The sequence below is a fragment of the Streptomyces sp. 1114.5 genome (assembly GCF_003635085.1).
Classification (GTDB): Bacteria; Actinomycetota; Actinomycetes; order Streptomycetales; family Streptomycetaceae; genus Kitasatospora.
The window spans coordinates 3,587,784-3,599,419 of record NZ_RBXE01000001.1 but is presented as its reverse complement, the minus strand read 5'-3'; the positions used below and the strand labels follow the sequence as shown (position 1 = coordinate 3,599,419).

Below are 11,636 nucleotides of genomic sequence, written 5' to 3'. Positions count from 1 at the left end.
GCGGCGTACGCCCGCAGGTTGTCCCTGCGAGCGACAACGCGCCCCGCCCGGCGCTCTACCCCCGCGCGCTGCTCCACAGGTCCGCGACGATCTGCTCCGCCGGGCCGGAGCGGGCCAGGTGGTGGGCCGTGCCGGCCCAGAGGTGCATGGCGGTGGTGTCTCCGCGGCGGGCGGCAGCGGCCCGCAGGGGGGCGGTGAGGTGGTGGACCTCGGGGTAGGCGGGCGGGGCGTACGGGCCGTGGCGGTCGATGAAGGCGTTGCGCAGGCCGCGGGCGGGGCGGCCGGTGAAGGCGCGGGTGACGGTGGTCTCCGGGAGTTCGGTGAGCGCCGCCCGGTGGGCGGCCGAGGCGCCGGACTCGTCCGAGCGCAGCAGCGCCGTCCCCAGCTGCACCGCGACCGCCCCGGCCCGCAGCGCCGCCGCGATCGCCGCGCCGTCCCCGAGACCGCCGGCGGCGATCAGCGGCAGCGCCGTCACCGCCCGTACCGCGGGCAGCAGTCGGAGCAGCGGCAGCTCCCCCGGCAGGTCCGCGGCGCGGTGGGTGGCCCGGTGGCCCCCCGCCTCCGGGCCCTGCACGCACAGCGCGTCCATCCCGGCCGCCTCCGCCGCCCGCGCCTCCTCGGGCGTGGTGACGGTCCCCACCTGCAGCGTCCCGGCCGCCCGGAACGCGGCCGCCTCCTCCGCCGTCGGCAGCCCGAAGGTGTACGAGACCACCGGCACCGGGTCGGCGAGCAGCGCGGCGAGCTTGGCGTCCCAGTCGTCCCGGTCCGGCCCGATCTCGGCCGGCAGCTCCACCCCCCACCGTTCGGCCTCGGGCCGCAGCCGCTCGCGGTAGGCGGCCACCGCCTCCCGGTCCCCGGGAGGGGCGGGGACGAAGAGGTTCACCCCGTACGGCCGTTCGGTCGACTTCCGCAGCAGCGCGATCTGTTCGACCATCGCCGCGGCGCTGCGGTACCCCGCCGCGAGGAACCCGAGCCCGCCGGCCCGGTTCACCGCGGCCGCGAGTTCCGGCGTGGAGGCGCCGCCCGCCATGGGCGCGGCGATCACCGGCACGGCGAGCGTTTCGAGGGCGGGACGGACGGCCATCGGTGGCTCCTCACGCTGCTGCGGGTACGGACGGCGTCCTCAGCCTACGCGCGGCGGATCAACCCCCGCCCGCGCGCCTCCCGCACCGCCGCCGTACGCGAGTCCACCCCCAACTTGGTGTAGATGTGCACCAGATGGGACTTCACGGTGGCCTGGCTCAGGTGCAGCCGCTGGCTGATCTGCTGGTTGGTCAGCCCGTCCGCGACCAGCCCCAGCACCTCGGTCTCCCGCGCGCTGAGCGCCGCCGCGGGCGTCCGCATCCGCTCCAGCAGCCGGTCGGCGACGCTGGGCGCCAGGGCCGAGCGTCCGGCCGCGGCGGCCCGGACGGCCTGCGCCAGTTCCTCCGGCGGCGCGTCCTTCAGCAGGTAGCCGGTCGCGCCGGCCTCCAGCGCGGGCAGGGTGTCGGCGTCGGTGTCGTACGTGGTGACGACCAGCACCCGCGGCGCGCCCGCCCGGGCGGTGATCGCGGCGGTGGCCTGCGCCCCGTTCATCGCCGAGCCGGGCCCGAACTGCAGGTCCATCAGCACCACGTCGACCTCCGGCCCGGCTGCCAGTTCGACGGCCCGCTCGGCGGTCGCGGCCTCCGCGACGATGGTGAAGTCCGGCTCGCTCTCCAGCACGGCGCGCAGCCCGGCCCGCACCACCGGGTGGTCGTCGGCGATCAGCAGCCGGATCACGGCGCCACCTCCGGGCTCGGAGCTTCGAGCCCGCCCGGCCCGACCGCGCCGACCGGCAGCTGCACCGCGACCGCCGTGCCCTCCCCCGGCGCCGACTCCACCGTGAAGCTCCCGCCGAGCGCCCGGGCCCTGGCCCGCATCGAGGGCAGCCCGAACCCCCCGTCCCCGCCCGCGCGGCCCGCGACCGCCGCCGGATCGAACCCGGCCCCGTCGTCGAACACGTCCAGCGCCACCTCGCCCTCCATGTAGCTGAGTGTCACCTCGGCCCGCGCGGCCTGCGCGTGCCGCACGGTGTTGCCGAGCGCCGACTGCGCGATCCGCAGCAGCGCCACCTCCTGCGCCGCCGGCAGCCGCACCGGGTCACCGGAGAGGTGCAGCTTCACCGGCAGGCCGGACTGCGCCGTCGTCGTCGCGCACAGCCGCTCCAGCGCGACCGGCAGCGAGTCGCCGTCCAGCGCGGGCGGGGTGAGCGCGCGGACGAACCGCCGGGCCTCGTCCAGGTTGTCCTGGGCGGCCTGCCGCGCCTGCTCGACGTACCCGGCGGCGGCCTCGGTGCGCTCGGGCAGGGCCCGCTGGGCCGCCCGCAGCAGCAGCTGGATGGAGCTGAGGCTCTGCGCCAGGGTGTCGTGGATCTCCCGGGCCAGGCGCTCGCGTTCGGCGAGCACTCCGGCCGTGTGGTGGGCGGCGGCGAGGTCGGCGCGGGCGGCGGTGAGTTCGTCGATGAGTCGGCGCCGCTCCTCGCTCTCCCGGTACAGCGCCTGGTAGCCGAGCACGGTGGCGGTGGCGACGGCCGCGCCGAGCGCGGGCCCGATCGAGGCGGCGAGGCTGAGGCTGTGCTGGTGCCAGGACCACGCGGCGATCGCCCCGGCGGCGGTCAGGGCGACGGCCACCGGCCCGCCGCGCCGCCCGAGCAGGTGCAGTTCCAGGAAGTACAGCGGGAAGGCCAGCCAGACCCCGTCCTGGGTGGCGAGCAGCACGCCCGCCCAGGTGACCCCGAGCAGGGCCAGCCAGAGCGCGGCCGCCCGGCGCGAGCGGCGGACGGCGGCCAGCTGCGGCCCGACGGCGTAGGCGGCTCCCATCGCGGTGGCCGCGGCGGCGACGGCGGCCGGGCCGCCGCCGGGCCCGGTACCGCCGGCGAGGACGGACCGGGCGACGGCGAGCACGAGCAGGCCCGCCACGAGCAGGTGCAGGCAGACCTGGAGGACGCGGGCGACGGGGGTGGTGCGGGATCGTTCGGTCGCCATCCCTCCAGCCTAAGTTCCGCCCACCGGCCCCGGCATCAATCAAAAGGTTGAGCTCCGCTTCTGCCCTTCGATGCCCAGGATGCAATCCGCGGCGCGATGCCCCGGAGCCCGGCGGTCCGCGACGGTGGGAGCGTCGGAAACACCGTGCCCGGCAGACACCCGTGCAGAGGAAGGCCACCGTGTTCGTCGCCTGGAGGGACCTGGGGTTCGCCAAGGGGCGGTTCGCCCTGATGGGAACCGTCATCGTGCTGATCACCGTGCTGGTCGGCCTGCTGTCGGGGCTGACCGCCGGGCTCGGCCGGCAGAACATTTCCGCGATCACCGGCCTGCCCGCCGACCACCTGGTGTTCGGCCGGCCGGCCGACGGGCAGAAGCTTTCCTTCACCGACTCCCAGGTCACGCCCGACCAGTGGCAGGCCTGGGCCCGCGAGCCCGACGTCACCTCCGCCCAGCCGCTCGGCATCACCACCACCAAGGCCGCCGCCGGAAAGCGCACCGCCGCACTCTCCGCCTTCGGCGTCCCGGACGGCTCCGGGCTGGCCCCCCAGGGCAGCCGGATCGCCCCCGGCCGGGCCGTGCTGTCGAAGACCGCCGCCGAGAACCTGGGCGGCCTCACTCCCGGCGCCGATCTCACCCTCGCCGGGCACCCGCTGCGGGTCGCCGCCGTCGACGGCGACGCCGCGTACAGCCACACCCCGGTGATCTGGACCAGCCTCACCGACTGGCAGCAGCTCGCCCCGGGCGGCGCCGGCCACGCCACCGTCATCGCCCTGACCACGGCGAACGGCGCCGACCTCGCCGCCGCCGACGCCCGCCACGGCACCGAGAGCCGCACCCGCGACGACGCCCTCGCCGCGATCGGCTCCTACACCTCGGAGAACGGCTCCCTCCAGCTGATGCGCGGCTTCCTGTTCGCCATCTCCGCGCTGGTGATCGGCGCGTTCTTCACCGTCTGGACGATCCAGCGCAGCGGCGACATCGCCGTCCTCAAGGCCCTCGGCGCCTCCACCCGCTACCTGCTGCGCGACGCCCTCGGCCAGGCGGTGCTGCTGCTGGTGCTCGGTACGGCCGTCGGCACCGCGATCGCGGCCGGCTTCGGCGCGCTGATCGGCTCCGCCGTCCCCTTCGTCCTGGACGCCCCGACCGTCCTGCTGCCCGCCGTCGTCATGATCGCCCTCGGCGCGGTCGGCGCGGCCCTGTCCATCCGCCGGATCACCTCCGTCGACCCGCTGACCGCTCTGGGGAGCGCACGATGACTCTGCACCTCGACCGCATCACGCTCACCTACCCGGACGGCGACGACCGGCTCACCGCCCTCGACCAGGTCTCGCTGACCGTCCCCAAGGGCTCCGTCACCGCCGTCGTCGGCCCGTCCGGCTCCGGCAAGTCCAGCCTGCTGGCGGTGGCCGCCACCCTGATCACCCCGGACTCCGGGCACGTCGTCATCGACGGCACCGACACCGCCGGCCTCGGCCGCGCCGAACTCACCGCCCTGCGCCGCACCCGGATCGGCATCGTCTTCCAGCAGCCCAACCTGCTGCCCTCGCTCACCGCCGTCGAACAACTCCAGGTGATGGCCCACCTCGACGGCCGTCCCCCGCGCGCAGCCCTCCCCCGCGCCCTGGACCTGCTGGACGCCGTCGGCCTGCGCGACCAGGCCGCCCGTCGCCCGCACCAGCTCTCCGGCGGCCAGCGTCAACGCATCAACATCGCCCGCGCCCTGATGAACGACCCCACGGTCCTGCTCGTGGACGAGCCCACCAGCGCCCTCGACCACGAACGCGGCGCCGCCGTCCTGGACTTGATCACCGACCTCACCCACCGCCGCGCCACGGCGACCATCCTGGTCACCCACGACCGCACCCACCTCACCGCCGTCGACCGGATCGCCGAAGTCCACGACGGAAGGCTGACGGTGCTGTCAGCGGTCTGAGCTACTTCTTGGCGGCAAGCACGTCGTCCACCGCGAGCGTCACCGGCGCTCCGATCGACTCCGGCAAGGTGAACGACTGACCCCGGTGGTGGACGGCGTGCACGCGGTACTCGTCGTCCTGCGGCTCGGTCAGCACCAGGACGCGCTGGTTCGTGCGGTCCACGATGACGTAAACGGGTACCCCAGCCGTGGCGTACACGGTGGGTTTCCGCTTCAGATCATCACTCAGGTTCGATGAGGTGACCTCCAGTACGAGACGGAAGACCGCTGGGTCGTAACAGTTGTACTCGATCAGGTGGTCATCGATGTCGGAGTCAACGATCGACAGATCGGGCACGGCATAGTCCGATGGCCCAGTCGGCAACCAGATCCCGACGTTCTGCAGGACGTCGACCTCGTCCCCGTCGAGGCCGGCCGCGAACAGCACCCGCATGAGGCGGCTCAGCGACCTGCCGTGCGAAGCATTCGGCAGTGGCGTCACGGTGATCTGGCTCCCGACGATCTCGACCCGGTGCCCGGCGAACTGGTTGGAGATCAGCTCGGCGGCTTCGAGCAGCGTCGGCTGCTCCATGGGCTCTTCCACTGCTGCGGCGGACACGGAATTCCTCCTGACTGCCGATGTCGGGACCATCATCGTAGGACCCGGGCACCCCCGACGCCCGATCCTCCGTATTCACCCGAAGGGGCGGTTCAAGCCCCTACCGGGCCCGCAGCCGCAGGGCCGGGCGGTCCGCTTCCGCCGCCTCGTCCTGGCCGGCCCACAGCGAGCGGACGTGGCTGAGGTGGCGGGTCATGCAGGCCTCGGCCGCCTCCGCGTCGCCGGAGATCATCAGGTCCAGCAGCTCCAGGTGCTCCTCCGCCGAGGACACCAGCTCGCCGCGCTCGTCCAGCCGGTTCAGCCCGTACAGCCGGGACCGCTTGCGCAGGTCGCCGACCACGTCGACCAGCCGCGCGTTGCCGGCCAGGCCGAGCAGGTCGAGGTGGAACTGCCGGTCGGCCTCCAGGTAGCCGATCAGGTCGTGCTTGCGGGCGGCGGCGACGATCGCCTCGGCCTGCGGGCGCAGCCGCTCCAGCTGGTCCTTGCTCGCCGCGCGGGTGACCCGGCCGACGGTCGGGACCTCGATCAGGGCGCGGATCTCGGTGTAGTCGTCCAGGTCTCGCTCGGTGAGCTCGGTGACCCGGAAGCCCTTGTTGCGGACGGCTTCGACCAGGCCTTCGCGGGCGAGGTCGAGCATGGCCTCGCGGACCGGCGTGGCGGAGACGCCGAAGTCGGCAGCGAGGGCGGGTGCCGAGTACACGACGCCGGGGCGCAGTTCGCCGGAGATCAGGGCGGCCCGGAGTGCGTGGGCGACCTGGTCGCGAAGCCGCTCCTGGACGGAGATCAGGGTGCGGGATTTGAGGTCGGCCATAGTGTTCCTCCGGGTGGGTGCAGAACCCCAGCGTACAATGTCACGTTACGGTGCGTGCGCAACCGTCCGTGATTCGAATGCCTCCCGGGCCTGCCGACGCTCATGGTGGCAGCGGCCGTCGGCCGTGACAACGGCCGACGGCACACGATCTGCCCCACCCACGGCTATGCCCGGCGGAACTGCCCGACCAGCGAGGTCAGGCTCGCCGCGCCGTTCCCGGCCTCCACGGCCCGCCGGAACGCCGCCTCCAGGACGGCCGGCAGCGCGCCGTCGACCCCGGAGGCCTCGGCGGTGTGCCGGACGTGCTCGATGCCGGCGAGCCCCATCGCCACCCGGTCGACGTCCCCGCGGTGGTCCCCGGCGGCGATCCGCGGCGCGTAGAAGGCCTGGAAGCCGGCCATCGAGGCGGCGGTCGAGCTCAGATAGGGCAGGAACTCCTCGGCCGAGATGCCGTTGGCCTCGGCGATCGCGGTGGCGTGCAGGTAGCCGACCAGGGAGGTCCAGAACAGGTCCATCTGGATCTGGTAGTACAGCTGCGCCAGCCCGGGGTCGTCGCCGCGGTAGTCGGCGCCGGTCAGCACCTCCAGGGCCACCCGGTGCCGCTGGAACGGCTCGACCGGGCCGCTGTAGAAGGTGGACGATTCGGGGCTGCCGATGCCCGAGGGCGGGGTCTGCACGCCGCCGGTCAGGTGCCCGGCCCCGCGGTCGGCGAGCCACGCCGCGACCTCGCGGGCCCGCTGCGGGGTGTCGGAGGTGAGGTTGGCGAAGACCTTCCCCTTCAGGGCCGGCTCCGCCTGCTCCAGGATCGCGAACACCGCGTCGTAGTCGGTGAGGCTGAGCACCACCAGCTCGTTGGCCGCCACCGCCGCCTCCACACTCGGCGCCAACTCGGCTCCCCGGGCGACCAGTTCGGCGGCCCGCTCGGGCGTACGGTTCCACACCGTGACGGCGTACCCGGATTCCAGGTACGCCCCGGCCATGGCCTGCCCCATCGGGCCGAGCCCGATCACCGTCACGGACCTCGCGGCGGAACCGGCGGAACCAGCGGACACGGCGGACGACGTAACAGACACAGCAGCAGATCCCCTCGATTGGAACGAACGCTCTACCCAGAGCGACGGGGTCGACGTTAGCACAGTCCTAGAACGAACGCTCTACCCAGATCCTCGACTAGGATTCCCCCGTGAAGACGTCCGAGAAGACCACCACCGTCGGCACCCGCGAGCGGATCATCCGGGCCACCTCCCGCCTGCTCCAACGCCAGGGGTACGAGGGCACCGGAATCAAGCAGATCTCCCGTGAGGCCGAGGCCACGCTCGGCTCCGTCTACCACTTCTTCCCGGGCGGGAAGCAGGAGTTGGCCGCCGAGGCGATCCGGCACGGGGACGAGGAGTTCGCCGTCCTGCTGCGCGCCGGGCTGGGCTCCTCCGAGGACCTGGGCGAGGCGGTGAACGCCTGCACCCGGTTGCTCGCCCACGAGCTGCGCGCCTCCGACTGGCAGGACGGCTGCCCGATCACCACCACCGCCCTGGAGACGGTCGGCCGGGTGCCCGTCATCGAGCAGGCCGTGACCGAGGCCTTCGCCAACTGGCAGGCCATCGTGGCGGAGCGGCTGCGCGCCTCCGGCATCGCCGAGCAGGACGCCCGCGAACTGGCCGGCACGGTCATCAACACCCTGGAGGGCGCCGAGCTCGCCGCCCAGGTCGCCCGCAGCGAGGAGCCACTGCTGGTCACCGGCCGACACCTGGCCCGCCTGCTCGCCGGCTACTGCTGACGCCCGGCCCGCTGCCGACGCCTTCCCGAGAACGCAAAGAAGCCGGCCCGGCGGGGGATCCCTTCCCGCCGGGCCGACTCCAGCCTCACAACCAGGCCTGCGAACGCCTACGCCTGCGCCTGCGCCTGCCGGTACACCTCCGCCGCGACCGCCAGGTCCTCCCAGGCCATCCCGACGCTCTTGAAGAACCGCGGCCGCCCGGCCGGCACCAGCGCGTCCCCGCGCACCAGTTCGGCGAGGTTCCACAGCTGCCGCCCGGTGACCCCCGCCAGCAGCAGGTCCCCGGCCTCCCGGGCCGCGACCGACCGCGCCTCCACGTACAGCTCGGCCCGCCCGACCAGCGCCCCGTCCACCTCCCGCGCGTCCGGCTCGTGCGAGCCGACCGCCGCCACCGCCGCGTGCGCGGGCACCAGGGTGCCGTCGAACAGCGGGGTGCGCGCGGTGGTGCAGCAGACCACCAGGTCCGCCTCCGCGACGGCCTCCGGCCCGCCGACGGCGGCCGCCAGGCCGAGCCCCCGGCCGTACGCCGCCAGCGCCTCGGCCCGACCGGCGTGCCGCGCCACCACCGTGAGCCGGCTCAGCGGCCGCACGGCCAGCAGCGCGTCCAGGTGCCCGTACGCCTGCGGCCCGGAGCCGAACAGCACCAGGTGCCGTGCCTCCGGCACCGCCAGCCGGCGCAGCGCCGCCGCGGTGACGGCGGGCGTGCGCAGCGCGGTGAGCGCGGCGCCGTCCAGCAGCGCGAGCGGTTGCAGGGTGGGCCCGTCCAGCAGCAGGTAGCTGCCGGTGATCCGGGGCAGGCCGCGCGCCGGGTTGACGGGCGCGACCCCGGCGATCTTCACGCCCGCGTACGACCCGTCGGCGGCCGGCATCATCAGCAGCTCGCCGGCGGGCACCGGCACGGCCGACCGGGCGGGTGCCGCCTCCGGGTCGAACCCGTTCAGCAGCACCCGCTCGATCGCCCCCACCGCCTCGGCGGGCCCGACCCCGCCGGTGCCCGGCACGGCGTACTGGAGCGGCACAACCGCCGTACCGGGCAGCGCAGTCGGACTCGAAGGAGTCACACCCGGAACCGTCACTCCCGACCCGTCCGGACTCACAGGAGGAACCCCGTCCCCAGTTCGTCGTCCGCGTCCAGCACGAACCCGTGCTCCCCGGTGCGGAAGGCCGTCCCGCCGACCTCGGTGACGACGCCCTCCCCCGACGGGTCGCCGCCGGGGAGCACTCGACCGGTGAACACCGTCCCGATGACGGACTCGTGCCGCAGGATCTCCCCAGGGGTCAGCCGGCCCTCTGCGGCGAGCACGGCGAGCCGGGCTGAGGTGCCGGAGCCGCAGGGCGAGCGGTCGATCTGCCCGTCCGCGAACACGGTGACGTTCCGCTGGTTCAACATCCCGTCCGCCAAGGGCAGTTCGTCGTGGAGGATCACCCCGTACACCCCCGACAGCCGGGCGTCAGTCGGGTGCGCCACCGCCTCCGCGCCGGCCAGCGCCGCCCTGATCTCCCGCCCCACAGCGGTGAGTTCGGGCAGTCGGGCCGGCTCCACGGCAAGCCCCAAGGCCGACGCCGGCACGGAGACGTAGCAGGCGCCGGAGTGCGCCACCGCCACCTCGACCGTCCCCCGCGAGGTCTCCACCGGCAGCTTCAGCGCGCTGACCCGGGTGGGCACGTTGCGGAAGGTCACCCCGGTGGTGCGCCCGCCGGCCCGGTGCACCAGTGCGGTGACCCGCCCCGAGGGCACGTCGATCCGGACCCGCGCCACGCCGTCCTCGGGGGCCCGGACCAGGCCGGACTCCACCGCCCACGCGCCGAGCGCGATGGTGCCGTGCCCGCAGGCCGTCGAGTAGCCGTCCTTGTGCCAGAACAGCACGCCGAGATGGGCCTCGTCGTCGTCCGACGGCACCAGGAACCCGCCGTACATCCCGGCGTGTCCGCGCGGTTCCCGGGTGAGCAGCTGCCGGATCTCGTCCAGCGCGCTCGGCCGGGGCGCGGTGGCGCTGCCGCCGGCGCCGAGCGCGATGGCCCGCCGCTCGGCGACGGTGTCGCCGGGGATCGGCGGCGTGCCGTCGAGCACGATCCGGAACGGCTCGCCGGCCGTGTGGTAGTCGACCGTCCGCACGAACATCAGAGCGCGCCTCCGCCCGGCAGCACGCTGACGGTCCGGCCGGCGGTGTAGAAGTCCAGTGCCGCCTGACCCTGTTCGCGCTCGCCGTGGCTCGCGCCCTTGGCCCCGCCGAAGGGCAGGTGGAAGTCGACGCCGCTGGACGGGGCGTTGACCCGGATCATGCCCGCGTCCAGCCGGTCCGCGGCGGCCAGCGCCACGTCCAGGCTGCGGGTGTGCACCGAGGTGGCGAGGCTGTGCGGGGTGTCGTTGGCGAGCGCGATCGCCTCGTCCAGGTCGGCGGCGGCGTGCAGCACGGCGATCGGGCCGAAGAACTCCTCGCGGGCCAGCGGGTGTTCGGCCGGTACGTCGGCGAGCAGGGTCGGCTCGACGTACCAGCCGACCCGTTCGGGCACGCCGCCGCCGGTGAGCACGGTCGCGCCGGCTTCGACGGCCGAGTCCACCGCGCCGGTCAACCGGTCCCGGGCCCCGGAGTTGACCACCGGGCCGCACACCGAGTCGTCCACCGCCGCCAGCGCCTTGACCAGTGCCTCGCGCAGCGGCTGGTACGCGGCGCCGACCGCGATCACCCGGCTGGTGGCGGTGCACTTCTGCCCGGCGTACCCGGCGATGGCGGCGGCGATGTGCGTGGCGGCCAGCTCCAGGTCGGCGTCCGGCAGCACCAACGCGGCGTTCAGCCCGCCGAGTTCGGCCTGGACCGGCACCCCGCGCTCGGTCGCCGCCCGCACCACGGCCCGGCCGACGCCGGTCGAGCCGGTGAAGGAGACCACGTCCGCCGTCTCGACCAGCGCCGCGCCCTCCTCCGCCCCGCCGGGCAGCACGGTGAACACGTCCTCCGGCAACCCGGCCCCCCGGGCCAGCTCCGCCAGCCGCAGCGCGCACGCCGTCGCCTCGGGCGCCGGCTTGAGGACGGCCGTGTTGCCGACCGCCAGGGCCGGCGCCGCCTTCCAACTCGGGATCGCCAGCGGAAAGTTCCAGGGCGCGATCAGCCCGGCCACCCCGTACGGGCGGCGCCGGGTGAACAGCAGTCCGGGCCCGGCGGCGGTCTCGTGCACCGCCCCGGACGGCGTGTACGGCGCCTGCGCGTAGTAGCGCCAGATCGCCGCCGTCCGGGCGACCTCGCCGCGGGCCTCGGCGAGCGGCTTGCCGACCTCGCGCACGATCAGCGCGGTCAGCTCCTCCGCGTGCGCCTCGATCGCGTCCGCGATCCGGCCGAGCGCCGCCGACCGGGCGGCCGCCCCGGCGGCGAGCCAGCCGGTCTGCGCCGCCCGGGCCCGGCCGACGGCGGCCCGCACGGCCTCGGCGCCGGGTTCCTCGACGGCGAGCACCAGGTCGGTGGGGTCGGCGGGGTTGTACGAGGTGATGGTCACAACTGGCAGCCCTTCGGGGGTGGTTC

12 protein-coding genes are annotated in these 11,636 nt (G+C 74.7%); 3 read left to right on the top strand and 9 right to left on the bottom strand.

Annotated features, from left to right (window positions below):
- Positions 1–55 precede the first annotated feature (55 nt).
- From BX285_RS16080 to BX285_RS16070, 3 genes are read right to left on the bottom strand one after another with little or no spacing between them, the layout of a single operon-like run.
- Positions 56–1,084, bottom strand: coding sequence for a nitronate monooxygenase (locus BX285_RS16080; protein ID WP_121175495.1), 1,029 nt, complete (start codon positions 1,082–1,084; stop codon positions 56–58).
- A 44-nt stretch (positions 1,085–1,128) separates the two neighbouring features.
- Entirely contained in the window at positions 1,129–1,761 is a 633-nt protein-coding gene (locus tag BX285_RS16075) for a response regulator transcription factor (protein ID WP_097238610.1), read from the bottom strand.
- On the bottom strand, positions 1,758–3,005 hold the full coding sequence (locus tag BX285_RS16070; protein ID WP_121175494.1) for a sensor histidine kinase: 1,248 nt from the start codon (positions 3,003–3,005) through the stop codon (positions 1,758–1,760). The genes BX285_RS16075 and BX285_RS16070 overlap by 4 nt, the downstream gene beginning before the upstream one ends.
- 179 nt (positions 3,006–3,184) lie before the next feature.
- On the opposite strand from BX285_RS16070, the gene BX285_RS16065 reads away from it, so the two are divergent.
- Positions 3,185–4,261 carry an ABC transporter permease gene (locus tag BX285_RS16065; protein WP_121175493.1) on the top strand — a complete coding sequence of 359 codons (1,077 nt, stop codon included), beginning with the start codon at positions 3,185–3,187 and terminating at the stop codon, positions 4,259–4,261.
- Positions 4,258–4,938 carry an ABC transporter ATP-binding protein gene (locus tag BX285_RS16060; RefSeq protein ID WP_121175492.1) on the top strand — a complete coding sequence of 227 codons (681 nt, stop codon included), beginning with the start codon at positions 4,258–4,260 and terminating at the stop codon, positions 4,936–4,938. Before BX285_RS16065 ends, BX285_RS16060 begins: the two co-directional genes overlap by 4 nt.
- A gap of 1 nt (position 4,939) precedes the next feature.
- Here the strand turns inward: BX285_RS16060 and BX285_RS16055 are convergent, their stop codons facing one another.
- The 3 genes from BX285_RS16055 to BX285_RS16045 all read right to left on the bottom strand — a co-directional run bounded on the left by BX285_RS16055 (position 4,940) and on the right by BX285_RS16045 (position 7,399).
- The gene (locus tag BX285_RS16055; protein ID WP_121175491.1) at positions 4,940–5,536 is read right to left on the bottom strand and encodes a Uma2 family endonuclease; all 597 of its coding nucleotides are present in this window, start codon (positions 5,534–5,536) and stop codon (positions 4,940–4,942) included.
- Between the two features lie 100 nt (positions 5,537–5,636).
- Positions 5,637–6,347, bottom strand: a complete 711-nt coding sequence (locus tag BX285_RS16050) for a GntR family transcriptional regulator (protein ID WP_097238605.1) — start codon at positions 6,345–6,347, stop codon at positions 5,637–5,639.
- 164 nt (positions 6,348–6,511) lie between these two features.
- Positions 6,512–7,399, bottom strand: coding sequence for an NAD(P)-dependent oxidoreductase (locus tag BX285_RS16045; protein ID WP_257032862.1), 888 nt, complete (start codon positions 7,397–7,399; stop codon positions 6,512–6,514).
- Between the two features lie 131 nt (positions 7,400–7,530).
- On the opposite strand from BX285_RS16045, the gene BX285_RS16040 reads away from it, so the two are divergent.
- On the top strand, positions 7,531–8,121 hold the full coding sequence (locus tag BX285_RS16040) for a TetR/AcrR family transcriptional regulator (protein WP_097238604.1): 591 nt from the start codon (positions 7,531–7,533) through the stop codon (positions 8,119–8,121).
- 107 nt (positions 8,122–8,228) lie between these two features.
- Here BX285_RS16040 and BX285_RS16035 read toward each other — a convergent pair whose 3' ends face one another.
- Genes BX285_RS16035 through BX285_RS16025 form a run of 3 tightly spaced genes read right to left on the bottom strand, consistent with a single transcriptional unit; the run spans position 8,229 to position 11,610 of the window.
- Positions 8,229–9,182 (bottom strand): ornithine cyclodeaminase family protein, encoded by a 954-nt coding sequence (locus BX285_RS16035; RefSeq protein WP_310794214.1) that lies wholly within the window; start codon positions 9,180–9,182, stop codon positions 8,229–8,231.
- A gap of 32 nt (positions 9,183–9,214) precedes the next feature.
- On the bottom strand, positions 9,215–10,243 hold the full coding sequence (locus tag BX285_RS16030; RefSeq protein ID WP_121175490.1) for a proline racemase family protein: 1,029 nt from the start codon (positions 10,241–10,243) through the stop codon (positions 9,215–9,217).
- Positions 10,243–11,610 carry an aldehyde dehydrogenase gene (locus BX285_RS16025; protein ID WP_121175489.1) on the bottom strand — a complete coding sequence of 456 codons (1,368 nt, stop codon included), beginning with the start codon at positions 11,608–11,610 and terminating at the stop codon, positions 10,243–10,245. The genes BX285_RS16030 and BX285_RS16025 overlap by 1 nt, the downstream gene beginning before the upstream one ends.
- Positions 11,611–11,636 lie beyond the last annotated feature (26 nt).